This window comes from Dietzia sp. SLG310A2-38A2 (assembly GCF_014145095.1).
Lineage (GTDB): Bacteria > Actinomycetota > Actinomycetes > Mycobacteriales > Mycobacteriaceae > Dietzia.
Window position 1 is genome coordinate 1 of record NZ_JAALDX010000513.1, and the last position, 1,858, is coordinate 1,858.

1 protein-coding gene and 1 pseudogene are annotated in these 1,858 nt (G+C 71.6%); both read left to right on the forward strand.

Annotation, left to right across the window (positions count from 1 at the left end):
* Positions 1-202 (forward strand): annotated as a pseudogene (locus G6027_RS16360) (hydrogenase 4 subunit B); the annotation flags it as partial.
* Positions 199-1,722, forward strand: coding sequence for a proton-conducting transporter membrane subunit (locus G6027_RS16365; RefSeq protein ID WP_182638075.1), 1,524 nt, complete (start codon positions 199-201; stop codon positions 1,720-1,722). The pseudogene G6027_RS16360 and the gene G6027_RS16365, both read left to right, overlap by 4 nt.
* Positions 1,723-1,858 lie beyond the last annotated feature (136 nt).

Sequence of the window (1,858 nt, forward strand, 5' to 3'; positions counted from 1 at the left end):
CCTGCGCCCGCTGCAGGCCCTGATGGCCGGCGCGTCCGAGGACGGGATCGACTCCGCACCGGACCGCCCGCACTCCCCCCTGCCGCGCGTGGTGACGGTGCTGCCCCTGCTTCTCGCCCTGGTGACCGTCGGCGCGACCTTCGCCGCCGTCCCGCTGGCCGAGCTCGCGATCGTCGGCCAGACCCCGGGAGGCCCGCGATGACGGACCTGATCGGACTCGTCCCCGGAGGCCTGCTCGTCCTGGCGCCCCTGGCGATCTCACTCCTCACGGCCGTGGCCGTCTTCCTCATCCCCGAGGGGGGCGTCCGCGCGAGATCGACCGTCAACCTCGGCGCCGCTGTGGTCAAACTGGGGCTCATCGCGCTGATGGTGCCGCTCGTGGTGGGCGGCGCCCGGCCCGAGTGGCGGACCGCGTTGCTGCCGGGGATCGACTTCGTCCTGCGGGTCGAACCGCTGTCCCTGCTGTTCGCCGGCCTGTCGTCCCTGCTGTGGCTCCTGACCACGGTGTACGCCATCGGCTACCTCGAGGCCCGCCCGCACCGCAGCCGGTTCTTCGGGTTCTTCGCCCTGTGCGTGACCGCCACCGTCGGCATCGCCTTCTCCGGAAACCTCGTCACGTTCCTGCTGTTCTACGAACTGCTCACGCTGGTCACCTACCCGCTGGTGGTGCACAACGGCACCGCGGACGCGCGACGCTCCGGCCGCCTCTACATGCTGTACACGCTCGGCGGCGGACTGAGCCTGCTCACCGGGATCGTCTGGCTCTCCGCCCTCGTCGGCGACGTCGAGTTCACCCCGGGTGGTGTCGAGGCGGTGGGCGCGCTCGCGGCCGACTCACCGGCCACGGCCGTCGCGATCTTCGTCCTCATGGTCGCCGGCCTCGGTGTCAAGGCCGCCCTGTTCCCCCTCCACGGATGGCTGCCGCGCGCGATGGTCGCGCCCGCACCCGTCAGCGCCCTGCTCCACGCGGTGGCCGTGGTCAAGGCGGGCGTGTTCGGCCTGGTGCGCGTGATCGACGACGTCTACGGCGTGGAGGTGGCCGCCGCCCTCGGGGTTCTGACGCCGCTGCTCGTCGTGGCCTCGTTCACCGTGATCTACGGGTCGGTGCGCGCACTGTTCCAGGACGACCTCAAGAAGCGGCTCGCGTACTCGACCGTCAGCCAGGTCTCCTACATCACGCTGGGGATCACGATGGTGAGCGCGGTGGGAACCGCCGGCGGCCTGGCCCACCTCGTGCACCAGGGGCTCATGAAGATCACCCTGTTCTTCTGCGCCGGACTGTTCGCCGAGGTCCTGGGGATCAAGACCGTCTCGGCCCTGGCCGGACTCGGCCGCCGCATGCCGTGGACGTGCGCCGCGTTCACCGTGGGCGCGTTCGGCATGATCGGCGTGCCACCTGTCGCGGGGTTCATCTCCAAGTGGGAACTGGGACTCGGGGCGCTCGACTCGGAGAACCAGTGGGTGATCTGGGTCCTGGTGGCCAGCGCGGTGCTCACCAGCGCGTACTTCCTCCCTCCCGTGGTGGCTATGTGGTTCGGTCGCGCCGAAGCCCGACACGACACCCCCGAGTACCGGCGACGGCCCCGGCTCGAGGCACCCGCCGCCCTCCTCGTTCCCGCGGTCATCACCGCCGGGCTCTCCCTGGCCGTCGGGATCGTCGCGGCCGCCCCCTACGCGCCGTTGGCCATGGCCACCTTCATCGCGAGGGGGGTGTTCCCGTGATCACGAGCCTGTGGACCGCCACCTTCCTGCTCCCGCTCCTCGTCGCCGCCGGTCTGGGCGTTCTGGCCACCCGAACCAACCGGGGCCCGGGCGAGGACGACCGGCGCGGCCCGGCCGCTCCGGATAGGCGCGGCCC